19 protein-coding genes are annotated in these 25263 nt (G+C 70.2%); 10 read left to right on the forward strand and 9 right to left on the reverse strand.

All coding sequences use genetic code 11. The features are described from left to right. The first annotated feature begins 53 nt into the window (after positions 1–53). From AB0N06_RS00130 to AB0N06_RS00140, 3 genes are all read left to right on the forward strand, one after another. Entirely contained in the window at positions 54–1088 is a 1035-nt protein-coding gene (locus AB0N06_RS00130; RefSeq protein WP_366132494.1) for a hypothetical protein, read from the forward strand. 168 nt (positions 1089–1256) lie between these two features. Further along, positions 1257–4556 (forward strand): S8 family serine peptidase, encoded by a 3300-nt coding sequence (locus AB0N06_RS00135; protein WP_366132495.1) that lies wholly within the window; start codon positions 1257–1259, stop codon positions 4554–4556. A 217-nt stretch (positions 4557–4773) separates the two neighbouring features. Further along, positions 4774–5802: an aspartate-semialdehyde dehydrogenase gene (locus AB0N06_RS00140; RefSeq protein ID WP_366132497.1), complete on the forward strand. Its 1029-nt coding sequence runs from the start codon at positions 4774–4776 to the stop codon at positions 5800–5802. A gap of 83 nt (positions 5803–5885) precedes the next feature. On the opposite strand, the gene AB0N06_RS00145 is transcribed toward AB0N06_RS00140, so the two are convergent. Beyond that, positions 5886–6392, reverse strand: coding sequence for a DUF1203 domain-containing protein (locus tag AB0N06_RS00145; protein WP_366132498.1), 507 nt, complete (start codon positions 6390–6392; stop codon positions 5886–5888). 113 nt (positions 6393–6505) lie between these two features. Between AB0N06_RS00145 and pepN the strand changes: the two genes are divergently transcribed. After that, positions 6506–9082, forward strand: a complete 2577-nt coding sequence (gene pepN, locus AB0N06_RS00150) for an aminopeptidase N (RefSeq protein WP_366132499.1) — start codon at positions 6506–6508, stop codon at positions 9080–9082. Between the two features lie 61 nt (positions 9083–9143). Here the strand turns inward: pepN and alc are convergent, their stop codons facing one another. From alc to AB0N06_RS00175, 5 genes are all read right to left on the reverse strand, one after another. Continuing rightward, positions 9144–10289, reverse strand: a complete 1146-nt coding sequence (gene alc / locus AB0N06_RS00155) for an allantoicase (protein WP_366132500.1) — start codon at positions 10287–10289, stop codon at positions 9144–9146. A 65-nt stretch (positions 10290–10354) separates the two neighbouring features. Then, complete coding sequence (locus AB0N06_RS00160; RefSeq protein ID WP_366132501.1) at positions 10355–11275, reverse strand: LysR substrate-binding domain-containing protein; 921 nt, start codon at positions 11273–11275, stop codon at positions 10355–10357. Positions 11276–11406: 131 nt separating this feature from the next. Next, positions 11407–11637: a hypothetical protein gene (locus AB0N06_RS00165; protein WP_366132502.1), complete on the reverse strand. Its 231-nt coding sequence runs from the start codon at positions 11635–11637 to the stop codon at positions 11407–11409. 20 nt (positions 11638–11657) lie between these two features. Then, positions 11658–13814, reverse strand: coding sequence for a 4-alpha-glucanotransferase (gene malQ, locus AB0N06_RS00170; RefSeq protein WP_366132503.1), 2157 nt, complete (start codon positions 13812–13814; stop codon positions 11658–11660). Next, positions 13815–14081 (reverse strand): hypothetical protein, encoded by a 267-nt coding sequence (locus AB0N06_RS00175; protein WP_366132504.1) that lies wholly within the window; start codon positions 14079–14081, stop codon positions 13815–13817. A gap of 309 nt (positions 14082–14390) precedes the next feature. On the opposite strand from AB0N06_RS00175, the gene AB0N06_RS00180 reads away from it, so the two are divergent. Beyond that, on the forward strand, positions 14391–17384 hold the full coding sequence (locus tag AB0N06_RS00180; protein ID WP_366132505.1) for a beta-N-acetylglucosaminidase domain-containing protein: 2994 nt from the start codon (positions 14391–14393) through the stop codon (positions 17382–17384). A 72-nt stretch (positions 17385–17456) separates the two neighbouring features. On the opposite strand, the gene AB0N06_RS00185 is transcribed toward AB0N06_RS00180, so the two are convergent. Then, positions 17457–17993: an HNH endonuclease gene (locus tag AB0N06_RS00185; RefSeq protein ID WP_366132506.1), complete on the reverse strand. Its 537-nt coding sequence runs from the start codon at positions 17991–17993 to the stop codon at positions 17457–17459. A 363-nt stretch (positions 17994–18356) separates the two neighbouring features. On the opposite strand from AB0N06_RS00185, the gene AB0N06_RS00190 reads away from it, so the two are divergent. Beyond that, positions 18357–19424, forward strand: coding sequence for a mechanosensitive ion channel family protein (locus AB0N06_RS00190; RefSeq protein ID WP_366132507.1), 1068 nt, complete (start codon positions 18357–18359; stop codon positions 19422–19424). 101 nt (positions 19425–19525) lie between these two features. On the opposite strand, the gene AB0N06_RS00195 is transcribed toward AB0N06_RS00190, so the two are convergent. Together AB0N06_RS00195 and AB0N06_RS00200 are read right to left on the reverse strand one after the other, a co-directional pair. Further along, positions 19526–20062, reverse strand: a complete 537-nt coding sequence (locus tag AB0N06_RS00195; protein ID WP_366132508.1) for a hypothetical protein — start codon at positions 20060–20062, stop codon at positions 19526–19528. After that, positions 20059–20583 (reverse strand): hypothetical protein, encoded by a 525-nt coding sequence (locus tag AB0N06_RS00200; RefSeq protein ID WP_366132509.1) that lies wholly within the window; start codon positions 20581–20583, stop codon positions 20059–20061. The genes AB0N06_RS00195 and AB0N06_RS00200 overlap by 4 nt, the downstream gene beginning before the upstream one ends. Before the next feature lie 205 nt (positions 20584–20788). On the opposite strand from AB0N06_RS00200, the gene AB0N06_RS00205 reads away from it, so the two are divergent. The 4 genes from AB0N06_RS00205 to AB0N06_RS00220 are packed head-to-tail and all read left to right on the forward strand — an operon-like array spanning position 20789 to position 25261. Beyond that, positions 20789–22012, forward strand: a complete 1224-nt coding sequence (locus tag AB0N06_RS00205; RefSeq protein WP_366132510.1) for an ROK family transcriptional regulator — start codon at positions 20789–20791, stop codon at positions 22010–22012. A gap of 58 nt (positions 22013–22070) precedes the next feature. Further along, positions 22071–23408, forward strand: coding sequence for an ABC transporter substrate-binding protein (locus AB0N06_RS00210; protein WP_366132511.1), 1338 nt, complete (start codon positions 22071–22073; stop codon positions 23406–23408). Between the two features lie 7 nt (positions 23409–23415). Beyond that, a complete protein-coding gene (locus AB0N06_RS00215; RefSeq protein ID WP_366132512.1) occupies positions 23416–24357 on the forward strand; it encodes a sugar ABC transporter permease in 942 nt (313 codons plus the stop codon). 1 nt (position 24358) lies between these two features. Next, positions 24359–25261, forward strand: coding sequence for a carbohydrate ABC transporter permease (locus tag AB0N06_RS00220; protein WP_366132513.1), 903 nt, complete (start codon positions 24359–24361; stop codon positions 25259–25261). The last annotated feature ends 2 nt before the right edge of the window (positions 25262–25263 follow it).

Genomic DNA, 25263 nt, shown 5'->3' on the forward strand with positions numbered 1-25263 from the left:
ACGGGCGTGTAACAGCGGTTAGCCGCACGACGGCGTGCGGCATACCCCGGAACATGACCCAGAACACCCCACTCTCCGCCCGCCCCGTCCGCCTCCCCTCCCACCTAGAGCAACGTGTGCTCTCCGTCGAGGAGTTGAAGGCTCACGGGGTGTCCTCCGCCCGCGCCGCCGCGCAGTGCCGGGACGGCGGCCCGTGGCAGCAGCCGCTGCCCGGTGTGTATGTGCTGCACCCGGGGCCGCCCACCGGTGAGGAGCGGCTGCGGTCCGCCCTGCTGTACGCCGGACGGCGGTGCGGCGCGGCGGAGACCGGGTACGGCGAAGGCATGATCACCGGGCTCGCCGCGCTCACCCTGCACGGGTTCTCCGCCGCGCCGCCGCTGGACTCGCTCGACCGGATCGACGTTCTGGTGCCCCGTACCCGGCGGCTGCGGTCCGCCCGGTACGCGCACGTGGTGCGGACGGCTGAGCTGCCCAGCCCGGTCCGGCTCGCCGGGCTGCCGGTGGCCCCCGTGGCGCGGGCGCTTGCGGACGCGGTCGCCGGGATCGGGGACGCCTCCGCCGCGCGGCGGCTGCTCACCGAGGCGGTCCGCGGAGGACTGTGCGAGCCGGCCGCGGTGGTACGGAAGTTGAGCCGCGCCAAGCTTCTGGGCCGTCTCCATGTCGTGCACGCCGTGGACTCGTTGATCGCCGAGGGGCGGGCGCTGGTGGAGTGCCGGTTGTACGAGATGGTGCGGACGTACGACCTGCCGGAGCCGTTGTGGAATGTGAGCCTCCGACTGCCGGGCGGGCCGCATCTGGGCGGGGTGGACGCCTATTGGCCGGACGAGGCGGTCGCCGTCGAACTCGACACCGGGGCGCCCCGGCACAGCCCGCGCGACGACGACCGGCGTCGGGCCGGCCTCGACGCCCGGTGGTCCGGGTACGCCACCGAGCGGGAGCACCTGGAAGGGCTCGGCATCACCGTGGTCCACCTCACGCCGAAGAGGCTCCAGGAAGCACCGGAACAGCAGGCGACCGTGGTGCGTACCGCGCTGATGGCGGCCGCCGACCGTGCCCCCGCAGAGTATGCGGTCATCCTGCCCCGCTGATACGGGAGTTATCACCGAGTTCATCCCTCGTGGCGCATCAGCCCCCTTGGCGGAAGTACGCCACAGCAGCAATTCGGACACACCAACCCTCCACAAACCCCTGCCCTTTGCGAAAGGCTGAGCGGTCATCCGGTACCGAATTCCGGACTTTCTCTTTCACTTACAGGGATGCTGATGACCTCCGAATCCCCCAGTTCCATATCCGGGGCGAGACGCGTGGCCCGAGTCGCGGCCGCTGCCGGTCTGGTGGCCGCACTGGCCGCCTCCGGTGCCGCCCCGGTCTTCGCCGCCGACGACCCGGCCCCCGCCCCCGTCAAGGCAGGCGCGGACAGCGACAAGCTCGGTGCGGTCGATGCCGATCTTCTGGCCAAGGCGGAAGCCAAGGGCGAGAAGAACATCACCATGATGATCGCCACCGCGCCCGGTGCGACCGAGCAGGTCACCGAGCAGTTGGACGCCGTCAAGGGGTCCGTGGTGGAACGTACGTACGACAAGCTCGGCTACGTCCGCGCGACCGTACCGACCGCAACCGCCGAGGCGACCATCAAGGCTGCCTCGAAGCTGACATCCGTCCAAGGCATCGATCTCAAGCAGGAGATCATGCTCGACGACCCGACGCCCTCGGGCGACCGGGCCGCCGGGGGGAGGACGACGTCCACGGGCACCTACCCGGCGCCCAACAGCAAAACGCCGGCGAAGAACCCGTACAACCCGTCCTTCGAGACGGGTGCGGTCGACTTCGTGAAGGAGCACCCGAAGGCCGACGGCCGCGGCGTGACCATCGGCATCCTGGACTCGGGTGTCGACCTCGGTCACCCGGCTCTCCAGAAGACCAGCACCGGCGAGCGCAAGATCGTCGACTGGGTGACGGCCACCGACCCGGTCAGGGACAAAGACGGCACCTGGCTGCAGATGACGGACTCCGTGTCCGGTCCGACGTTCACCTACAAGGGCCGTACGTACTCGGCGCCCGAGGGCTCGTACAAGATCCAGGTGTTCGCCGAGTCCGCCACCCGCGGCGGCGACATGGCGGGCGACCTCAACCGTGACGGTGACACCACCGACACCTGGGCCGTTCTCTACGACCCGGTCACCGGCACCGTCCGCGTCGACCTGAACAACGACGCCGACTTCTCGAACGACACCGTCCTGAAGCCGTACAAGGAGAAGCATCAGGTCTCCTACTTCGGCACGGACGACCCGCGGACCGATGTCGTCGAGCGCATCCCGTTCGTCGTCGAGACCCGCAAGAACGTGGTCTACAACGCGGCCGGCGACACGTCCGACTACGTCAACATCGGTGTCATCGAGAGCGAGCACGGCACCCACGTCGCCGGCATCACCGCCGCCAACGGGCTGTTCGGCGGCAAGATGAACGGCGCCGCGCCCGGCGCGAAGATCGTCTCCTCGCGCGCCTGCACCTGGACCGGCGGCTGCACCAACATCGCGCTCATGGAGGGCATGACCGACCTCGTCGTGAACCGCGGTGTCGATGTCGTCAACATGTCGATCGGTGGCCTGCCGCCGCTCAACGACGGCAACAACGCCCGCGCGAGGCTGTACAAGCGGCTCATCGACACCTACGGCGTCCAGCTGGTCATCTCGGCCGGCAACGACGGCCCGGGTGTGAACACCATCGGTGACCCCGGCCTCGCCGACCACGTCATCTCCGTCGGCGCGTCCATCTCCAAGGAGACCTGGGCCGCCAACTACGGCTCGAACGTCACCAAGAAGTACGACATGATGCCGTTCTCGTCCCGTGGTCCGCGTGAGGACGGCGGCTTCACGCCGACCCTGAGCGCGCCCGGCGCCTCCATCAACTCCACCCAGACCTGGCTGCCCGGTGGCCCGGTCAAGGAGGCGGGCTACTCGCTCCCGGCCGGTTACTCCATGCTGCAGGGCACCTCGATGGCCTCGCCGCAGGCCGCCGGTGCGACCGCGCTGCTGCTGTCCGCCGCGAAGCAGAAGCACATCGAGCTGCCCCCGGCCGACCTGCGCACCGCACTGACCAGCAGCGCCACGCACATCGAGGGAGTGCCCGCGCACGCCCAGGGTGCCGGCCTGATCAACATCATCGACGCCTGGAAGCTGATCGAGAAGCAGGGCGCCCCGGCGCACGAGTACTCCGTGAAGGCCCCGGTCGACACGGCGATCGACTTCGCGCTGCAGACCCCCGGCTTCGGTACCGGCCTGTACGACCGCGAAGGCGGCCTGAAGGTCGGCCAGACGAAGTCGTACGACGTCACGATCACCCGCACCACGGGCCCGGACAACGACGTCGCGCACAAGCTGTCCTGGAAGAACAACGACGGCACCTTCACGCTCACCGGCAGCAGCACCGTCTCGCTGCCGCTGGGCAAGCCGGTGACCGTCAAGGTCCAGGCGAAGCCGGGCAGCGCGGGCGTGCACAGCGCGATCCTGCAGGTCGATGACGCGAAGACCTCCGGTGTGGACCAGCAGATCCTCGCCACGGTCGTCGTCGCCAAGGACCTGGTGAAGCCCGCCTACGCGTTCACGGCGTCCGGCTCGGTGCAGCGCAACGGCACCACGTCGTACTTCGTGAACGTGCCGGAGGGCGCCAAGACCCTTGAGGTCGCGATGAGCGGCCTGCGCTCGGGCAGCCAGACCCGGTTCATCTCCATCCACCCGTACGGGGTGCAGATGGAGAACAGCGGAACGCCGTTCTGCTACCCGAACTACGACAACCCGAACAACACCTGCCGCCCCGACGTGCGCTCGTACGCCGACCCGCAGGCCGGTGTCTGGGAGATCGAGGTCGAGGCACGGCGTACGTCGCCGCTGCTGGACAACCCGTTCAAGCTCGATGTCTCCCTGCTCGGCGCGTCCTTCGACCCGGCCGTGCGGACGCTGCCCGAGGCGAAGATCGGCACGCCGACCGCGGTGAACTGGACCGTCACCAACGGTGCGGGCGACCTGGAGGGCAAGCTCAAGGGCGGCTCGCTGGGCTCGGCCAAGGTCGCCACCCCGTCGATCAAGACGAAGGACGAGCAGGTCACCACGGTCACCATCGGTTCGGGCGTCGAGAAGCTGGACGTCGCCATCGGCGGCACCTCGGACGCCAACGCCGACCTGGACCTGTACGTCCTCGACAAGGACGGCAAGCAGGTCGGCTCCTCCACGACCGCGGGCTCGGAAGAGGCGGTCAGCCTGGCGAAGCCCGCCGCGGGTACGTACACGATCGTCGTCGACGGCTACTCGGTCCCGGCCGGGACCACCACGTACACCTACCGCGACGTGTACTACACGCCGTCGCTCGGCACGCTCAAGGTCGACGAGTCGAAGGCCGTGAACCTGGCCAACGGCGCCTCGGCACAGGTCGGCGCCGAGGTCGTGGTCGCCGGTGCGGCTCCCGAGGGACGCCAGTTCTTCGGCGAGGTCCAGCTGGTGAACAGCCGCGGCACCGCGGCGGGCACCGGCAGCGTCGTGATCGAGAAGGTCACGCCGTAGCGGTTGCTGTGCAGTGATACCGAGAGGGGCGGGCGCCCGCAGGGGCGCCCGCCCTTTCCCGTTCCGGGAGCGTGTTCCCCCCTGCCGCCGGGGCGCCGCGAAACGTTCGATCCGCGCCCACTGTCCGTCTGCCGGACAATGGATTGGACAAGGAAGCCGTAACCACACGCATCATGGAACGGCAACCGCGCCAGCTCGTACGTTTGAAGGAGTCCCTGTGAAGGTCGGAATCGTCGGCGCCACCGGTCAGGTCGGCACAGTCATGCGCAGGATCCTGGCCGAGCGGAAGTTCCCGACCGACGAGCTGCGGCTCTTCGCCTCCGCGCGCTCCGCCGGTTCCACGATCGAGTGGGAAGGCCAGGAGATCACGGTCGAGGACGCCTCCACCGCGGACTACACGGGTCTGGACATCGTGCTGTTCTCCGCCGGTGGCGCGACGTCCAAGGCGCTCGCCGAGAAGGTCGCCTCCCAGGGCGCCGTCGTGATCGACAACTCCTCCGCGTGGCGCAAGGACCCCGAGGTTCCGCTCGTCGTCTCCGAGGTCAACCCGCACGCGATCAAGAACCGCCCCAAGGGCATCATCGCGAACCCGAACTGCACCACGATGGCCGCGATGCCCGTGCTGCGCCCGCTGCACGTCGAGGCCGGCCTCGACGCACTGGTCGTCACCAGCTACCAGGCGGTCTCCGGCTCCGGTCTGGCCGGCGTCGCCGAGCTGCACGGGCAGGCGTCCAAGGTGATCGCCGACGCCGACAAGCTCACCCACGACGGCGGCGCCGTCGAGTTCCCCGAGCCGGCCGTCTACAAGCGGCCGATCGCCTTCAACGTGCTGCCGCTGGCCGGCGCTATCGTCGACGACGGCTCGTTCGAGACCGACGAGGAGCAGAAGCTCCGCAACGAGTCCCGCAAGATCCTGGAGATCCCGGAGCTCAAGGTGTCCGGCACCTGCGTCCGGGTCCCGGTCTTCTCCGGCCACTCCCTCCAGATCAACGCCCGCTTCGCCCGCCCGATCAGCGTCGAGCGCGCCTACGAGCTGCTGAACAACGCCGAGGGCGTCGAGCTCTCGGAGATCCCGACCCCGCTCCAGGCGGCCGGCCAGGACGTGTCGTACGTGGGCCGTATCCGGGCCGACGAGACCGTGGAGAACGGGCTGGCGCTCTTCGTCTCCGGCGACAACCTGCGCAAGGGCGCGGCGCTGAACGCGGTGCAGATCGCGGAGCTCGTCGCGGCGGAGCTGAACGGCTGACGCGCCGCACGGACAGAGGTTTCGGCGGGCACCCTGCCGGATGTCCGCCGAAACCTCTGTCCGTGCCCTCTCTCCCTCCGCCGTCAGCCCTGCGGCCTGCGGACCTCGAAGTGGAAGCAGCCGTACTCGACGGCCCTGACATGCACCAGCGCCACCTCCGGGTCGGCGAACGCCTCCGCGAACGCCTCGTCGAAGCCGCGCGACGGGTCGGCGGGGATCTCCAGCAGACGGCCGCCGACGATGTGGCCGTCCGCGTTGTAGCGGCGGACCGTGCGCAGCGCGCCGGCCCGGGCGAACGGATAGCCGTCCGCGTCCGCCGCCAGGCCCTCGCACTCCTCGGCGTGGATGTAGACGGGGCCCTGCTCGTCGTACGCCCCGGGCCTGGCCCAGGTCGCGGCCGCCCAGCGGCGCAGCGGCGCGTACGAGACGAGGGCGATCCGCTCCCCCGGCTCGACGCCCCGCAGACAGCAGCGCAGCGGGCTGCCGCCTTCCCGCTCGATGTAGGGGGCGCAGGGACGGCCCGCGTCGTCGGTGTCGCGGAGCTCCTTGAGGACAGCAGGATCGATGGGACGTGCCTCGTAACCGGTCATGGTTCGAGCGTCGCGCGTGGCACCGCCGGGGTCCGGCGGAAAACGGACATAGCGTTGCGCGCGTTCCGCGTGGAAGGATGGCCGGAAACATCACATATCAAGGAGATGACCGGGTGCCTGGCACGAATCTGACCCGCGAAGAGGCACAGGAGCGGGCGCGCCTGCTGACCGTGGACGCGTACGAGATCGATCTCGACCTCTCCGGCGCACAGGAGGGCGGCACCTACCGGTCCGTCACCACCGTGCGCTTCGACTCCGCCGAAGCCGGTGCGGAGACCTTCATCGACCTGGTCGCCCCGGCCGTGCACGAGGTCGAGCTGAACGGCAAGGCCCTGGACGTGGCGGCCGTCTTCCGCGACTCGCGGATCGCGCTGCCGCACCTGCGGGCGGGCTCCAACGAGCTGCGGGTCGTCGCGGACTGCGCGTACACCAACACCGGCGAGGGCCTGCACCGCTTCGTCGACCCGGTCGACCAGCAGGCGTACCTGTACACGCAGTTCGAGGTGCCGGACGCCCGCCGGGTGTTCGCGAGCTTCGAGCAGCCCGACCTGAAGGCGACCTTCCAGTTCACCGTGAAGGCGCCGGCGGGCTGGACGGTCATCTCGAACTCCCGCACCCCGGAGCCCAAGGACGACGTCTGGGTCTTCGAGCCGACGCCGCGCATCTCGACGTACATCACGGCCCTGATCGTCGGTCCGTACCACGCGGTGCACAGCAGCTACGAGAAGGACGGCCAGTCCGTTCCGCTCGGCATCTACTGCCGTCCCTCGCTCGCCGAGTTCCTCGACGCGGACGCGATCTTCGACGTCACACGGCAGGGCTTCGACTGGTTCCAGGAGAAGTTCGACTACGACTACCCGTTCGCCAAGTACGACCAGCTGTTCGTCCCGGAGTTCAACGCGGGCGCGATGGAGAACGCGGGCGCGGTCACCATCCGCGACCAGTACGTGTTCCGCTCGAAGGTGACGGACGCGGCGTACGAGCGGCGCGCGGAGACCATCCTGCACGAGCTGGCGCACATGTGGTTCGGCGACCTCGTCACCATGGAGTGGTGGAACGACCTGTGGCTGAACGAGTCGTTCGCCACGTACACCTCGGTCGCCTGCCAGGCGTACGCGGAGGGCTCGAAGTGGCCGAACGCCTGGACCACGTTCGCCAACAGCGAGAAGACCTGGGCCTACCGCCAGGACCAGCTGCCGTCCACGCACCCGATCATGGCGGACATCCGTGACCTGGACGACGTGCTGGTCAACTTCGACGGGATCACGTACGCCAAGGGCGCCTCGGTCCTGAAGCAGCTGGTGGCGTACGTCGGCATGGACGAGTTCTTCAAGGGCGTCCAGGCGTACTTCAAGGCGCACGCGTTCGGCAACACCCGCCTGTCCGACCTGCTGGGCGCGCTGGAGAAGACCTCCGGCCGCGACCTGAAGACCTGGTCGAAGGCATGGCTGGAGACGGCGGGCATCAACGTCCTGCGCCCGGAGGTCACCACCGACGCGAACGGTCACGTCACGTCGTTCACCGTTCTTCAGGAGGCCCCGGCGCTGCCCGCCGGCGCCAAGGGCGAGTCGACGCTGCGCCCGCACCGGATCGCGATCGGCTGCTACGACCTCGACGACTCCGGCAAGCTGGTCCGTACGAACCGGATCGAGCTGGACGTCGACGGCGAGCGCACCACCGTCCCGTTCCCGGCGAACATCGCCCGTCCGGCGGTCATCCTCCTCAACGACGACGACCTGTCGTACGCGAAGGTCCGCCTCGACGAGGAATCCCTGCGGGTCGTCACCGAGCACCTCGGCGACTTCACCGAGTCGCTGCCGCGCGCCCTGTGCTGGGCCTCCGCCTGGGACATGACCCGTGACGGAGAGCTGGCCACGCGCGACTACCTTTCGCTCGTCCTGTCCGGCATCGGCAAGGAGTCGGACATCGGCGTCGTCCAGTCGCTGCACCGCCAGGTGAAGCTGGCCCTGGACCTGTACGCGGCGCCGGAGTCCCGCGAGGCGGCACTGGCGCACTGGACGGAGGCGACCCTCGCCCACCTGCGCGCCGCGGAGCCCGGCAGCGACCACCAGCTCGCCTGGGCCCACGCACTCGCGGCAACGGCCCGCAACCCGCAGCAGCTCGACCTGCTCCAGGCACTGCTCAACGGCACGGAGACGGTCGAGGGCCTCGTCGTCGACACCGAGCTGCGCTGGGCGTTCGTCGAGCGACTTGCCGCGGTCGGCCTGTTGGACGAGGACGAGATCGCCGCCGAGTACGAGCGCGACAAGACGGCCGCCGGCGAACGCCACGCGGCGACCGCCCGCGCGGCACGTCCCACGGCCGAGGCGAAGGCGGAGGCATGGGCCTCGGTCGTCGAGTCGGACAAGCTTCCGAACGCCGTCCAGGAGGCGGTCATCGGCGGCTTCGTCCAGACCGACCAGCGCGAGCTGCTGGCCCCGTACTCCGAGAAGTTCTTCGCAGCGGTGAAGGACGTCTGGGACTCGCGCAGCTACGAGATGGCCCAGCAGATCGCCGTCGGCCTCTACCCGTCCCTCCAGGTCTCGCAGGAGACCCTGGACGCGACGGACGCCTGGCTGGACTCGGCGGAGCCGAACGCGGCACTGCGCCGGCTGGTCTCCGAGTCGCGGGCAGGCGTGGAGCGTGCGCTGAAGGCCCAGGCGGCGGACGCGGCGGCGGCTTCCGCGTAGCGGTAACAGCAGCTGAGCAGTGGGGGCGCTTCCTTCGGGGAGCGCCCCCTTTGCGCACCTGTTATACGCCCGACTCCTCGTAGCGGGTGGCCAGTTCGGCCGCTCCCGATTCCGTGAGCGTGCCGTGCAGGCGCATGCGGGCCACGCCGCCGTCCGGGAACGCGTCGAGGCGGACGTGAGTGACCACGGCCTGCGCGCGCAGGGGGAAGCGGTGGAGGGTGTCGGGCTGGAGCTCGGTGCGGGGGATGATGTCGAACCATTCACCCGTCTCGCCGTTGCGGCCCTGGAGGGCGATCCAGCCGGCCGCGTTGCCCTTGAGGCAGGCCGTGTCGATCTCGACCGCGCGGACCGCGCCCTGGGCGACCAGGCGGAAGCGGACCCAGTCGTTCGTGTCGCGTACGCGGCGGCGGCGGTTCTCCCAGCCGTCGTCCATCGTGCGGGAGGTGCCGGGCAGGATGATCTGGGTCGGTGAGGAGTAGAAGCGGTCCGAGGCGTCCTCGTAGGCACCGCCGTTGACCACCGCGATCAGGTCGATCGTGCCGAGGGTCGCCAGCCATGTGGGGTCGGGGAGGACCTCGCCATGGACGCGGAGGCGGGCTATGCCCCCGTCGGGGTGCTGGCAGAGGCGGATGTGGGTGTAGCGGCGGCCGCCGGTGATCTCGAACCCGTTGGCGGCGTGGCCCCGTACGGGGGTCGGCGGGACGATCTCCTCCCATTTCACGTCGTCGGCGAGGAGTTCGGAGGGGCTGGGTGAGCCCTCGACCGATGTCGCCTGGATCGAGACGCGCTGCGGGTAGTTGCCACGGAAGTGGGCGGTGTCGACGACGATGCCGCGGATGATGCCGGGGGCGCCGAGGCGGACGAGGGCCCAGTCGTGGTCCTCGGGCGCCGGGAAGGGGTGTGCGGCGTCGGTGCCGCGTCGGCGGCGGGTCTCCCAGCCGTCCATGATCTTGCCCTTGTGCCCGAAGCGCTCAGGGTCGAACACGGCGCGCTCGCGGATCAGCAGGTTCTCGCGCTCGGCGAAGAACTCGTCGTTCGCGGCGATCACGCCCGCACCGAGGCGGCGGTCGGCGAGGTCCACCAGTTCGGTGAAGGGGAAGTCGCCGGTGCGGTAGTCGGCGTAGGGGTCGCCTCCGCCATACGGGGCCGCGTCGTTGGCGTGGGGGTCGTTGTCCGAGGCAGTGGTCTCGTTCGCGTCGAAGGTCATGTGGGTAACTGTCACGCCGGATGAACCATCAGGTCCATCGAAAGTTTCCGCACAATTCCTTCAGGTCAGCTGAATGTATGCGCGCGGGCCGCGCTGACCTGTTCGAGCGCGACCAGGACCCGGGCCACCGCCGGTCCCTCCTCCGCGCCCTGTCGTACCGCCGCCACCACATGGCGCCTAGGCAGGTCCGCCTCCAGAACGCGCATCACCACACCCGTGCGGCGTTCCGCCGATGCCATCCGCGGGATCAGGGCGACCCCCATGCCCGCCTCGACCATGGCGAGGATCGCGGTCCACCCGGAGGCGCTGTGCGCCTGCTCCGGCACGAACCCGGCCGCCTCGCACGCGGCCGTGGTGATCTCCGACCAGGGGCCCGAACCGCCGAAGATCCACGGTTCGGCGGCGAGGTCGGCCAGCCGGAGCCCTGGGGCGTCCGCGAGCCGGTGACCGGCGGGGAGGGCGACGTCGAGCGGGTCGGTCAGCAGGGGGAGGAGGGTGAAGCGGGGGTCGTGGGCGGTCGGTGCGTGCGCGGCGAGGGAGAGCGCGAGGTCGACGTCGCCGGCCGACAGGAGTTCGTACGCCTCCGCGGCCTCCGCCTCCCGTACCCGCACCGACGGTCCCGGCCGGTCGTCGGCGCGCAGGAGCCGGACCGCCGGTACGACGAGGGCGGGCACCGCCGTCGAGAAGGCGCCGACCCGCACCTCCCCCGCCTCGCCCCGCAGGTAGCCGGTCAACTCGGCGTCGGCGCGTTCCAGCTGGGCGAAGACCGCTTCGGCGTGGCGGAGTACGAGGTGCGCGGCATCGGTGAGCCGGACGCGTCGCCCCTGTGCTTCCAGCAGAGGTACGCCCAGCTGCTTGGCCAGGTTGGAGAGCTGCTGGGACACCGCGGAGGGGGTCATCAGCAGCGCCTCGGCCGTCGCCGTGACGGTCCCGCGCTCGCTCAGCGTGCGCAGAATCCGGAGCTTCTTGATGTCCCACTCGGTCATGTCCGCACATTATCCGCCGCCGCGGACCCGGCCCGTTCATGTAGCTGAACTGCTCCGCCGGAACGCACAACGAGGCGCCCTGGGACAGCGCCGGTGGGGCTACGCAGTTCTGGCGCTGCGCAACCGGAGGGTCAGGCCTGCTTCTTGGACTTGTCCAGGAGCATGACCAGGCCCGCGATGATCACGAACAGAGCGATGGGGGCCACGACGTACAGACCGATCGTTTCGATCGCGCTCAGGCCGGGGCCCGGGTCGTCGCCGGCGTCACGCGTCAGCGCAAGCGCGGGGGACGACATGAGCAGCATCATCAGCGTCGTACCGGCCGCCACGGCGCCGGTGCGCATTGCGTTCTTCTTGTCCACGGTGCAAACGTAGCGAACGCCTAGGAGCGGCGCGCGCCCGGGGGTGCCGTACGGGGACGGGGACCCCTGTTCCCGGGGTCGAGGACCGCCATCAGGCGGTGCAGACGAGGGGATGCGGCGAGCTCCTCCAGGGTGACCGGGTGGCCCTCCGCGTCGGCGATGGGCAGCCGCCAGTTGGGGTACTGGTCCCAGGTGCCCGGCAGGTTCTGCGGGCGGCGGTCGCCGACCGTGTCCGGGAGCCAGATGCCGACCATGCGGGCGGGGGTGCGCAGCAGGAAGCGGTGGACGGCCCGGACCGCGCCCTCCTCGTCGCCCTCGCCCTCCGGGAACAGCCCGAGTCGGGCGAGCAGGGCGAGCCACTCGGCGGTGTCGGCGGCGTCCTCGGTCTGTTCCTGCTCCAGGGTGCGGGTGAGCAGGCCGAGGCGGTGGCGGAGCGTCACGTGGTCGCCGGTCAGCCGAGCGGCGGTGGACGGCAGGTCGTGGGTGGTGGCGGTGGCCAGGCATCCCTTGCGCCAGGCCTGCGGGGGCAACGGGCGGCCGGTGCCCGCCCAGTCGCGCTCGAACCAGAGCACGGACGTGCCGAGCACTCCGCGCCGTGCGAGTGCTTCGCGTACGCCGGGTTCGACCGTGCCGAGATCCTCCCCTATGACGACCGCGCCGGCCAGCCGCGCCTCCAGGGCGAGGACGGCGAGCATCGCCTCGGCGTCATGACTGACGTATGTGCCCTCGGTCGGCGGCTTTCCCTCGGGAACCCACCAGAGCCGGAACAGGCCCATGACGTGGTCGATGCGGAGGGCGCCCGCGCGGGCGAGGAGGCCGCGGAGCAGTCCGCGGTACGGGGCGTAGCCGGACGCGGCGAGGACGTCGGGGCGCCACGGGGGCAGCCCCCAGTCCTGGCCGCGCGCGTTGAACGCGTCCGGGGGTGCGCCGACCGACATGCCGTGCGCGAAGGCGTCCTGCTGCGCCCAGGCGTCGGCGCCGCCGGGGTGCACGCCGACGGCGAGGTCGTGGACGATTCCGACCGCCATCCCGGCATCCCGCGCGGCGCTCTGGGCGGCGCCGAGCTGGGTGTCGGTCAGCCAGGCGAGCCGGCAGTGGAAGTCGACCCGGTCGAGGAGTTCGCCGCGGGCGCGGGCGGTCTGCGGGGAGCGGGGGTCGCGCAGCCCGGGTGGCCAGGCGTGCCAGTCGGAGCCGTGCACCTCGGCGAGGGCGCACCACAGGGCGTGGTCCTCCAGGGCCTGCCCCTGCTCGGCGAGGAAGTCGCAGTAGGCGGCGCGGCGGCCGGGGGTCAGCGGGACCTCCGATACGAGTTCGAGAGCCTGGCGCTTGAGTTCCCAGACGGCGTCCCGGTCGATCAGGGCACCCTTGTTCAGGACCGCCTCGCTGAGGGCTTCGGCACTGTGCCGCAGATCGTCGAGGGCGGCCCGGTCCCGCACGTGCCCGTACTCCGGGATCGACTCGATGTGCAGATGGACGGGGTCGGGGAAGCGGCGCGAGGAGGGGCGGTACGGGGACGGGTCGGTGGGTCTGCCCAATACAGCGGCGTGCAACGGATTGACCTGGACGAACCCGGCGCCGAGGGTCCGGCCCGACCAGGCGGCGAGGTCGGCGAGGTCGCCGAGGTCGCCCATGCCCCAGGAGCGCCCGGAGAGCAGGGAGTAGAGCTGAACGAGGAAGCCATGGGTACGCCGGGGCGGCTGGGGCACCCGGGCCGGGGCGACGATCAGAGTGGTGGTGGCGGACCGGCCGTGCTGGGTGCGCACGGTCAACCGGTGCACACCGAGCGGGGGTTCGGCCCACCAGGCGGGGGTGGCGGTGCTCGCCGCGGAAACGGCCGGATCCGGCTGTCCGCCCGGCACCCTCATCCGTGGCGGCCGGGGCGATCCGGCCGCTCCCTCGGGCTCGATGTCCAGTGTGGTGCCGGGGCTCAGTGCGGTCAGGGCGGGCGGCAGGGGCTCCCCGGTCCACACCACGAGCGTCGGCGGGAGCAGCCGGGAGGCGGCCGCCGACTCGGCGGCGGCGAGTGATTCCCGTACCGCTTCGGGTGTGGCGGCGTCCACGCCCAGCGCGGCGAGCACGGTGACCACCGTGTCGTCGGGGACGGTCACCGTGACATCCGCGGACGGGGAGTAGGAGGTGGCGACGCCGTGCAGAGCGGCGAGCCGGGACAGGCCCATTCAGACTCCTGGGGACTCCGTGCCCCCCGCGGTGCCGGGGGCGGTCGGCTCGCTGGTCAGTGGGGCGACGTCGGCGAGCGGCGGCTCGCTCGTCAAAGGAACGGCTGCGGCGTGCGGCGGCTCACTCGTGAGAGGGATGGCTGCGGCGAGCGGCGGCTCGCTGGTGAGAGGTATGGCGTCGGCGTATGCGGGTTCGCCGGTGAGCGGGCCGGGACCCGGTACCTGTTCGGTCAGGGCGGAGAGCAGAAGCTGCGCGGCAGCGGGCATGGCGGCCTCCTTGCCGTGGACAAGTGGACACAGCAGGCCTACCCAGCGGGCGCGACCGCAGACATAGGCGCTACAACAACGACTCCAACGTGCCCTGGGTCACATTCCGTTCCTCAGAGGCCGGTTACCCGTAAACCATCCGCCGTTTTCGGCCATTCGGCGTCATCTCTGCTGTGGTCCGCCGACCGCTGACCGCACGTCACCCCATCTGCCACATCGGGCATATACGGCACAACGGTCACACGCATTGACACCCTCGCGCCCGGGTGGTGGGCTCGGAGCCCATCGATGGGAGCGAGGGAGTACGGCATGCAGCTCAGGCGCAGAAAGCAGGCGGCGGCCGTCGCGGCCGCCGTGCTCGGCGGACTGCTCTCCACGGGCTCCCCGGCCGCCTTCGCCGCGCCCTCGGCCCCCGGCTCTCCCGCCGTTTCGGCGTCCGACCGTACGGACGACGGCGCGCTGCCCACCGTGTGGCCGCGCCCGCAGACCATCAAGGCGTCCGGGGCCGCCGTACCACTCTCCGCCGAGGTGACCCTCCTCGCCGGCGCGCGCACCGACCCGTACGCCCTCGACGCAGCCCGGCAGGTGCTGCGCGATGCGGGCGTGCGGACCGTCCACGAGGCGCTGCCGGGACGCGGGCCGGTCATCCGGCTCGGCGGCGACGACGCCCAGGACGCCCTGCGGGCCCTGCGCGCCCCGGAGCGCGCCGATCTGCCGTCCGGCGGCTACCGGATCGCGGTCGGTACGGTCGCGGGCCGCCCCACCGTCGCCCTGGACGGCCTCGGCGACGACGGCCTCTTCCACGCCGTGCAGACGCTGCGTCAGCTGATCCGGAACGGAAGCGCCGCCGGGGTCACCGTGCGGGACTGGCCGGGCACCGCCGTACGCGGCATGACCGAGGGCTTCTACGGGCATCCGTGGACGCGTGCGGAGCGGCTCGCGCAGATCGACTTCATGGGGCGGACGAAGCAGAACCGGTACCTCTACGCGGCGGGCGACGACCCGTACCGGCAGGCCCGCTGGCGCGATCCGTACCCCGCCGAACGGCGCGCCGACTTCCGGGCACTGGCCGAACGGGCCCGCGCCCAGCATGTGACGCTCGGCTGGGCGGTCTCGCCCGGCCAAGCCATGTGCATGTCCTCGGACAGCGATGTGAAGGCGCTGACGCGGAAGATCGACGCCATGTGGGCACTCGGCGTGCGCGTCTTCCAGCTGCAGTTCCAGGACGTCAGCTACAGCGAATGGCACTGCGACGACGACCGGGACACCTTCGGCAGCGGACCCGAGGCGGCGGCCAGGGCCCAGGCGCGGGTCGCGAGCAAGGTGGCGCAGCATCTCGCGGACCGGTACCCGGATGCGGAGCCGCTGTCGGTGATGCCGACGGAGTTCTACCAGGACGGGGTCACCCACTACCGCGCGGCTCTCGCGAAGGAGCTGGACGACCGCGTGCAGATCGCCTGGACCGGCGTCGGGGTCGTGCCGAGGACCATCACCGGCGGGGAACTGGCCGGTGCGCGCGCCACGTTCCGGCATCCGCTCGTCACGATGGACAACTACCCGGTCAACGACTACGCACAGGACCGCATCTTCCTCGGCCCGTACACCGGCCGGGACCCGGCGGTCGCGATCGGCTCGGCGGCGCTGCTCGCCAACGCGATGGAGCAGCCGTCCGCGTCCCGCATCCCGCTGTTCACCGCCGCCGACTTCGCCTGGAACCCGAAGGGCTACCGGGCGCAGGAGTCCTGGCAGGCGGCCATCGACGATCTGGCGGGCGGCGACGCCCGCACCCGGGACGCGCTGCGGGTGCTGGCCGGGAACAGCGCGACGTCCGTGCTGGGCGGCGACGAGTCGGCGTATCTGCGGCCGTTGCTCGCCGCGTTCTGGAACTCCCGTACGACGGCGGACGCCACGGCGCAGGCCGACGCGGCACGCGAGCTACGGGCCGCTTTCACCGTGATGCGGGAGACCCCGCAGCGGCTGAAGGGCCCGGCGGACGGGCGGCTCGACGACGAAGTGCGGCCCTGGACGGAGCAGTTGGCCCGGTACGGGCGGGCGGGCGAGCTCGCCGTCGATCTGCTGCAGGCCCAGACGCGCGGCGACGGTGCGGCCGCGTGGAAGGCGTCGCTGGCCCTGGAGCCGCTGCGCGCGGCGGTCAGGGCGAGCGGGGCGACGGTCGGCAAGGGGGTGCTCGACCCCTTCCTGGACCGGGTGCGCAAGGAGGCCGACGCGTGGACCGGCGCGGACCGGGACGCCGGCACGGTGACCGAGGCCCCGGGCAGCCATACGGTCCGACTGAACCGGGCCCGCCCGGTGGAGGCGGTGACCGCGATGACCGTACCCGGCAGCGGAGCCACGGCGGACGCGCGGCTCGAGGCCCATGTGCCGGGCGAGGGCTGGCGCCGCCTCGGCCGGCTGTCGACGACCGGCTGGACCCAGACGGCGGCCAAGGGCGTGCGGGCCGACGCGATCCGGATCAGCTGGGCGACGGGTGCCGCCGTGACCGCCCCCGGCGTGAGCGCGGGCACGCTGCCGCCGACGGTCTCCGGAACCGTCCCCGAAGCCCCGCAGGTACGCGCCCTCGTGCCGTGGTTCGGTGACGAGCCCGCGGCCGGGCTCGATCTCGCACGGGGCGAGACGGACGCCGAGATCGGTGGCCGGCCGCAGCGGGTCGCCGCGCGGCTCGCCGCCCGCCGCCCCGCCGAGGTGCGCGGCGCGCTCACCGTGAAGGCGCCCCGGGGCATCGAGGTGAGCATCCCGAAGCAGACGACGGTGCCGCGCGGGTCACGTACCGACGTCCCCGTGGAGATCACCGTCCCGGCGGACACCCCTGCCGGTGAGTACGAGGTGCCGATCAGCTTCGGCAGCGAGGAGAGCACCCTCACCGTGCGGGCCTACCCGCGGACCGCCGGGCCCGATCTGGCGCGTACGGCCACCGCCTCCTCGTCCGGCGACGAGACCCCGGACTTCCCGGCGGCCGCCGCGTCGGACGGCGATCCGGCCACCCGCTGGTCGTCCCCGGCCGAGGACGGCGCCTGGTGGCAGGCGGAACTGGCGGAGCCCGCCAGGATCGGGCAGGTGGTACTGCGGTGGCAGGACGCGTACGCCTCCCGCTACCGCATACAGGTCTCCGCGGACGGCCGCAACTGGCGCACGGCGGCGACCGTCCGGGACGGCAGGGGCGGGCGCGAGTCCGTCCGCATGGACGCGAAGGACACCCGCTTCCTCAGGGTCCAGGGCGACGCCCGCGGCACCGAGTTCGGCTACTCGCTCTGGTCGGTGGAGGCGTACGCCGTCGCGCAGTAGCCGCGCACCGGCCGTCCCACGGACCGGACGGCGACCCCTCGCCACCCCCGGGGACGACAAAGGCCCGGGTCCTCAGGCTGAGATGCCGTCGATCCGGGCCATCGCGTCGTCCGCGCCGAAGGGTTGCAGGTACGGCAGCCAGCGCGGGTCCCGGTGTCCCGTCCCGATGATCCGCCAGGCGAGTCCCGTCGGCGGGGCGGGCTGCTGGTGCAGCCGCCAGCCGATCTCCGGCAGATGACGGTCGGCCTTGAAGTGGTTGCAGCGGCGGCAGGCCGCCACCACGTTGTCCCAGGCGTGCTGTCCGCCTCGGCTGCGGGGGATGACATGGTCGACGCTGGTCGCGGCGGCACCGCAGTACATGCAGCGCCCGCCGTCCCTGGCGAAGAGCGCCCGGCGGGTCAGTGGAACGGGCCCCCGGTAGGGAACCCGTACGAACCGCTTCAGGCGGACGACGCTCGGGGCTGGGATGGCGCGGGTGGCGCTGTGCATGAGGGCGCCTGACTCCTCAAGGCAGATGGCCTTGTTCTCCAGGACGAGGACGAGCGCGCGGCGGAGCGGTACGACGCCGAGCGGCTCGTACGACGCGTTGAGAACCAGGACATGCGGCACGGTGGATGCCTCCTTGTACGCCGGCGGCGCGTGGCTCGCGCCGGGACGATCCGATCTCAGTCTCTCCTCATGCCTGGTCAATCCGCCACCACGTGCGGGTAACGGGCCGGAAGGATTTTCCCGGGTCCCTGCCGTCCGCACGGCCCGGAAGGGCTGGAACAGGTGCTCAACAGGCCATTGCCGGAGCGGTCCCGGGATCGATGTGCGATCGGCCACACCTGGCCTCGCACCCCGCTCCCGGAACCGGCTGCCCTTGCCATATCCCCGGGTGAGGCGTGCCTCTCCCCTCCGTCACGGCAATGGAGCACTCCCGATGCCCCGTTAGTGTGGTTGGTCAGCCCACGTCCATCCGGAGGTTCCGCCGTGTCCCTGTCCGCCCTGTTGGCCGCAGCCCCGTCACCCGAGCCCGGCGGCTCGCTGGACGAAGCCGCCAAGCAGGCCGGCCACGCCGCGGGCTGGGTGGAGGAGAACTGGTCCACCTGGCTGAACACCGGTCTGCGCATCCTCCTCATCGCGGTCATCGCGGTCATGTTGCGCACCGCGATCCGCCGTGCTCTCACCAAGCTCATCGAGCGGATGAACCGCAGCGCCCAAGCCGTCGAGGGCACCGCCCTCGGCGGCCTGCTGGTCAATGCGGAACGCCGCCGTCAGCGCTCCGAGGCCATCGGGTCCGTACTCCGTTCGGTCGCTTCGTTCCTGATCCTCGGTACGGCCGCCCTGATGATCCTGGGCGCCTTCCAGATCGATCTGGCGCCGCTGCTCGCCTCCGCCGGTGTCGCGGGTGTGGCGCTCGGTTTCGGTGCGCGCAACCTCGTCACCGACTTCCTCTCCGGTGTCTTCATGATCCTTGAGGACCAGTACGGCGTCGGGGACACCATCGACGCGGGCGTCGCCTCCGGTGAGGTCATCGAGGTCGGTCTGCGGGTCACCAAGCTGCGCGGTGACAACGGTGAGATCTGGTACGTCCGCAACGGCGAGGTGAAGCGGATCGGCAACCTCAGCCAGGGCTGGTCGACCGCCGGGGTGGATGTGCAGGTACGCCCCACGGAGGACCTCGGCCGGGTACGTACGGTGATCACCGAGGCCGCCGGGCTGATGGCCAAGGAGGACCCGTGGACCGAACGCCTGTGGGGTCCGGTGGAGATCCTCGGACTGGACTCGGTGCTCCTGGACTCGATGACGGTCCGGGTGACGGCGAAGACGATGCCGGGCAAGGCGCTGGGCGTGGAGCGCGAGCTGCGCTGGCGGATCAAGCTGGCCTTCGACGAGGCGGGCATCCGGATGGTCGGCGGCGTGCCGGCCCAGCCGGACGAGCCGTCGGCGGCGGACCCGACGGCCTCCATGGCTGCCCCCTCGGCGTACGCGTCCACGACCTCGCCGCAGTCCTTGGCCGCGACACCGATCACGCCACCGCCGAACATCTCGAAGTAGGACCCGGCCGTACGAGTTCGGCCGCGCGTGTGAGGCCGTACGAGTGAGGGGCGCCCCGCAGAGCCTGCGGGGCGCCCCTCACTACTGTTCCGGGCCGGAGGTCAGCCCTTCCGCTGATTGCACCTCCGCTGGGCGTTGATCTGGTCGCGGGTCATGATTTTTCCGCCGTGCGTTCTGTACTGATCGTCGGCCAGCTTCGCGGCACGTGTAGCAGGGACGTCGATCCAGTCGTCGTCCTCGAACTTCTCGTGCCCCTCCTGATCCAGCACCGTCGCCCCGACGTAGAACCCCTTGGGCAGCCGCTTGGTGAGCGGCTTCTTCTCCGTACCGAAGCTCCGCGCACTCCCTACGACGAACACACCCCGCCGGACCGCCTCCGACCGGGGCCCGTCCGCGTTCCACAGCGTCTCGAAGCCGTCTCCGTCTCCCCCGCCGTCCACGCTGACCACGATCTTGGCCGCGGACACCGACTCCGAGGGGCAGATCGGATTGGCGACGACTATGTCGTCCCCCTCCATCCGGAAGCCGAAATGCATGGGCGTGGGTGCCTCTCCGAGCTGGCAGGAAGACAGGGTCGCCATGGCGGCGGTCACCAGGATCGTCGTGGCCAGGACGGAGCGGAACGCGCCCCCGGTCACGGGACGCATTGCCAGTAGTCGCCGTCGGCGAACCCTGCCGCCTTCTCGTATGCGTTTTGGCACGGGTCCAACAACCCTTCCTTGTAGTAGTCGAACGCGAACTTGATGCCGCGCTTCTCCCACTGCTTCACGTGTTTGCGCTCATGCCTGAGTTTCGGCGCATCCACCAGATCCGGGTCGCCCGGCGCTGTGACGTAGGTGTCCCCGATGGTGGTTCCCCCACGGCCGAAGAGAGGTGCGTTCGTCGTGCACAGTGTGATGCCGCCCTTGTCCTTGCACGACGCGCCTGCGGTCTTCGCGACGACCGCGTACAGGTCACCGAGCTCGTCGGCCTGAACCTTCGGGTCCATGACCCTTTTGACGAGTCCGTCGAACCCTCTCTTTCCTGCGGACAGTTGGTCGTTGATCGAGCCGAAGAGGCTGAATCCCGAGTCGGAACCGCTCGTGACCGGCATGTTCTTGATGTGCAGGAGCAGGAACTCGGCGCGGCATTCCGCATTGCATCCGCGCAGGTCGACCACCGGCCGCATTACCCATGTGACACACGTCACACTCCCGGAGCACGCCCATCCGGCGCCGCGAGCCTCGGGAGCCGACTGGAGCGCAGCGCCGCAAGTAACGCTTTGGTTGCCACGGCGACGCAGGCCATTGACTCCCCGACAACAGCGCCATACCGTCCTCTCACCGAATAGGAAACTTTCCTAACAGAGGGCAGGTGCAGCACGCATGGCCGGAACGACACCGGGAACCCCCCGCGTCCTGCGGGCCATGAACGACCGGGCCGCCCTCGATCTGCTGCTGGAGCACGGACCCCTCTCGCGTACGAAGATCGGGAAGCTGACCGGACTCTCCAAGCCCACCGCGTCACAGCTGCTGGCCCGCCTGGAGGCGGCCGGTCTGGTCGTCGCCACCGGGACCGTGGCCGGGCGGCCGGGGCCCAATGCCCAGCTGTACGCGGTGAACGCCCGTGCCGCCTATGTCGCCGGTCTCGATGTGAACGCCCACCGGATCGTCGCCGCCGTTGCCGATGTGACCGGCGAGACGGTCGGCGAGTTCGAGCTGCGCACCCCGGGACGGCGCGCCGACGGTGTGGTGCGGCAGGTGGCGGACGCGCTGGACGGGGCCATCAAGGACGCCGGGCTCACCCGCTCCGATGTGCACCGGGTCGTCATCGGTACACCGGGCGCCTTCGACCCCGGTACCGGGCGGCTGCGGTACGCCTCCCACCTGCCCGGCTGGCACTCCCCCACCCTGCTCGACGAACTGGCCGCCTTCCTGCCGATGCCGGTCGAGTACGAGAACGACGTGAACCTCGTCGCGATGGCCGAGCAGCGGCTCGGCGCAGCCCGCGGCCACGACGACTTCGTCCTGCTGTGGAACGAGGAGGGGCTCGGCGCCGCCCTCGTCATCGGCGGACGGCTGCACCGCGGCTTCACCGGCGGCGCCGGTGAGGTCGGTTTCCTGCCGGTGCCCGGTGTCCCGCTGGTCCGTCAGGTCGCCAAGGCGAACGCGGGCGGCTTCCAGGAGCTGGCGGGCGCCCAGGTGCTGTCCCGGCTGGCCCGAGAGCTCGGCATCGACGACGAGCTGACCCGCGCCACCGGCACCCATCACGAGGTCGCGGCCGGCCTGATCGCCCGGGCCGCCGAGGCCGCGGAGCAAGGCGAGGACGGCCCGTATACCCGGCTCCTCGACCTGTTCGCCACCGGCCTCGCAACCGGTCTGGCCTCCATGGTCGCCGTACTCGACCCCGAACTCGTGGTTCTCTCCGGCGAGTTGATCGCCTCCGGCAGGGAACCGCTGCGCGCCCGGGTGCAAGGGGAGCTCGCCGAACTGGCTGCCTCCAGGCCCCGGCTGATCATCGGTGGCGTCACGCATCGGCCCGTACTGCGCGGGGCACTGGAGAGCGCCCTCGCCACCACCCGCGACGAAGTCTTCGACACGTCGCGCTGACCCGCCCGCCGCACGTCCGTCCCTTCCCTGCCCCAACCCTTCATCGGGAGACACCGCCATGTCCGGAAACCGCCGGAAGACGGCCGCCGCGCTCGCCGCGACCGCCGCGATATCCCTTCTCGCCTCCGCCTGTACCGGTCAGAGCAGCTCCGGTGCCCACGATGACGCGTCCAAGGAGACGACCATCACCTTCTGGCACGGCTGGAGTGCCCCGAACGAGGTCAAGGGCATTCAGGCCAACGTCGACGCCTTCGAGAAGGCGCACCCCAACATCCATGTGAAGGTCGTCGGCAACATGACCGACGACAAGATCAACCAGGCGCTGCGGGCGGGCGGTTCCAAGGCCCCGGATGTGGTCTCCTCGTTCACCACGAACAATGTGGGCAAGTTCTGCTCGTCCAAGGCGTTCGTCGACCTGAATTCCTTCCTGAAGAAGGACGGGATCGACGCGGACAGGACGTTCCCGAAGGCGATGAACGAGTACACCCAGTTCAACGGGGTCCGTTGCACGCTGCCGCTGCTCGGGGACGCGTACGGGCTGTACTACAACAAGGACGCCTTCAAGGCCGCGGGTATCGCCTCCCCACCGAAGACCTGGTCGGAACTTGCCGCGGACGCGAAGAAACTGACGAAGACCAAGGGCGACTCGTACGAGCAGCTCGGCTTCATGCCGAACTACCACGGTTACGAGACGACGATCGAGCACTACCTCGGCGGCTGGAACCCGACGTACTTCGACGGCGACGGCAAATCGAACATCGCCAAGGACCCGGCGTTCGCGTCGATGCTGACCACGCAGAAGAAGCTGGTCGACGACCTGGGCGGCTACGCGAAACTGGAGAAGTTCCGCACCACGTTCGGCGACGAGTGGGGCGCCAAGCACCCGTTCCACACCGGCCAGGTGGCCATGCAGCTGGACGGCGAGTGGCGGCTCGGCATGGCCGAGGACACCAAGCCGAAGTTCGAGATCGGCGTGGCCCCGATGCCCGTCGCCGACAACGAGGCCGACACCTACGGCAAGGGCTATCTGACCGGCACCATCGCCGGTATCGCCGCCACTTCGCAGAAGCAGAACGCGGCGTGGGAGCTGGTGAAATTCATGACCACCGACACCGACGCGGTGGTCGACTTCGCCAACGCCATTCACAACGTTCCGTCCACGCTGGCGGCGCTGAAGTCGCCGAAGCTGAAGTACGACCCGCGGTTCAAGACGTTCCTGGACATCGCCGCGAACCCGCAGAGCACCACCACCCCGCCCTCGGTGAACGGCGGGGCGTATCTGGTGTCCCTGCAGAACCTCGGATTCGACATCGAGAAGGGCAAGCAGACGGACATCAAGGCGGGTCTGGAGAAGACCGCCGAGGAAATCGACGCGGCGATCGCACAGGCGAAGTAGAACCGCGATGAGCACGTACACACTCCGCTCGAAGCGCCGCCGCGCGGCGCTGCGGACGGCGGCCTTCATGTCGCCGTGGCTGATCGGGTTCTGCGTCTTCTTCGCCTATCCGCTGATCTCCACGGTCTATTTCTCCTTCACCCAGTACGACGGCTTCGCACCCCCGACGTTCGACGGGCTGAAGAACTGGTCGTACGTCTTCAACGAGTACCCGTTGTTCTGGCCCGCCCTGCGGAACACGCTGTGGCTGGTCGTGGTCATGGTCAGCTGCCGGGTCGTCTTCGGTCTCGGCATCGGTCTGCTGATCACCAGGATCAAGACGGGGACGGGCGTCTTCCGGACCCTGTTCTACCTGCCGTACCTGGCGCCGCCGGTCGCGGCGACCCTGGGCTTCGTCTTCCTGCTCAACCCGGGGACGGGGCCGGTCAATTCACTCCTCGGCGAACTGGGGCTGCCCACGCCGGGCTGGTTCACCGACGCCACCTGGTCCAAGCCGGCCCTGACCGCGCTCGCGGTCTGGGGGGTGGGCGACCTGATGGTGATCTTCATGGCCGCGCTGCTCGACGTACCCAAGGAGCAGTACGAGGCGGCGGAGCTGGACGGGGCAACCGCTTTCCAGCGGTTCCGCTTCGTCACGCTGCCGAACATCTCGCCGATCGTGATGTTCGCCGTGGTCACCGGGATCATCCAGACGATGCAGTACTACACCCAGCCGCTCGTGGCCGGGAAGGTCGCCTCGGGGGTGATGGGCGGCTCCGGACAGCAGTTCGAACCGGGCTATCCCGACAAGTCGACACTGACGCTTCCGCAACTCGTCTACAACCTCGGCTTCCAGCGTTTCGACTACGGCTCCGCCTGCGTGGTCGCGCTCGTTCTCTTCGTACTCGCCATGGCGTTCACCGCACTGCTGATGCGGCGCCGCAGCGGGCTGATCCAGGCAGGTGAGTGACGTGGCGCAGGCTCTCGACACCCTCAAGGCCGCCGGCCCGTCGGCCGGACCGGTCACCCCGGCCGAGCGCGTCGCACGCCGCAAGGCGCTGCTGAACTGGATCGCCGTGCACGCGCTCGGCGTCGCGGCCGCACTCTTCTTCGTGCTGCCGTTCGTCTTCCTGTTCCTGACCTCTCTGATGAGCGACCAGCAGGCGCTGACCAGGGATCTGTGGCCGCACCCCTTCGAGTGGAGCAACTACCGCAAGGTGTTCGACACCCCGGGCTTCCTGACCTGGTGGAAGAACACCCTGCTGTACGCGGGACTCGGCACCGTCCTCACGGTCGTGTCGTCACTGCCCGTGGCGTACGCGCTCGCCAAGTTCCGTTTCCGTGGCCGCCGGCTGTCGCTGATGCTCGTCATCTCGATGATGATGCTGCCGCCGCAGGTCGTCGTCATCCCGATGTATCTGTTCTGGGCGAAGCAGCTGGACATGTCCGGCACGCTCTGGCCGCTGATCATCCCGATGGCCTTCGGTGACGCGTTCTCCATCTTCCTGCTGCGGCAGTTCCTGCTGACCATCCCGAACGAGTACCTCGACGCGGCGAAGGTCGACGGCTGCGGCGAACTGCGCACCCTGCTCAAGGTGGTGCTGCCGATGGCCAGACCAGGCATCGCGGCCGTCGCGCTGTTCCAGTTCTTCTACGCCTGGAACGACTACTTCGGGCCGCAGATCTACGCCTCCGAGAACCCGGCCGCCTGGACACTCAGTTACGGCCTGGAGTCCTTCAAGGGCGCACACCACACCGACTGGAACCTGACCATGGCCGCGACCGTACTGGTCATGGCCCCCGTGATCCTCGTGTTCTTCTTCGCTCAAAAGGCATTTGTCGAAGGCGTCACACTGACCGGAGTAAAAGGCTGACC

Source organism: Streptomyces sp. NPDC051020, assembly GCF_040683105.1.
In the GTDB taxonomy this organism is placed as follows: domain Bacteria; phylum Actinomycetota; class Actinomycetes; order Streptomycetales; family Streptomycetaceae; genus Streptomyces.